The organism is Staphylococcus sp. 231237_7MaSpsaltlick (genome assembly GCF_043107035.1).
In genome coordinates, this window is sequence record NZ_JBICNX010000249.1 from 1 (window position 1) to 654 (window position 654).

At 26.8% G+C, this 654-nt stretch carries 2 protein-coding genes; both read right to left on the reverse strand.

Features of this window, described 5'->3' with window-relative positions; genetic code table 11:
• Positions 1-356 (reverse strand): S8/S53 family peptidase (locus ACF91D_RS31250; protein WP_483883402.1); only part of this gene is annotated, 356 nt, incomplete at its 3' end.
• Positions 328-654 (reverse strand): DUF3885 domain-containing protein (locus ACF91D_RS31255; RefSeq protein WP_483883403.1); only part of this gene is annotated, 327 nt, incomplete at its 5' end. The genes ACF91D_RS31255 and ACF91D_RS31250, both read right to left, overlap by 29 nt.

Consider the following 654-nt stretch of genomic DNA (forward strand, 5'->3'; position numbering starts at 1 on the left):
TTTATAATCTTGACATTATTCTTTATGGCCCAGTCTATAGCCTCTACAGTATCTTCAACTTTCCCAACACCATCTTTGTTAAGTACTTTAGCATCATAAACGATAGTCTTGTTTTGTGATTCTATAATTTGGGCAATATCATTTGCATGATTATTATCTTTTGAGCTATCATTTATAAATTCCTTAGATATTAATTTACTTTCAACAGAAGCGTTATTAATACCAGTATCTAAAATTGCTACTTTCATTGGTTTATCCTTAATTTTAAAAACACAAATCATAAGAGCTATTAAAACCAATGCTGCAATACTTACTATTTTTAATATATTAGGTTTCATATTGAGTATATTTTTCAATTTCTAATTCTTCATGATTATGTTTAAATATTTCAAAGTCTTCTTCATGATTAAATACAATTATAAATCCTCGATCGTCATATAAATAAAACAAGATTCCTTTATCAAGATTAATAAAGTATATTGATGAAAAAGTTTCTCTTTGATTAATATTAGGAGTTAAATTAGGAAAGTCTTGATTGCATATTGCCTTAATGAGCTTTCGGTATTTGATTTCGCTTTTTTGGCAGCGATATGTAAATACATTACTTACCTCAAATAAATCATCATCCTCAATTACCTGCTCATACTTACATAT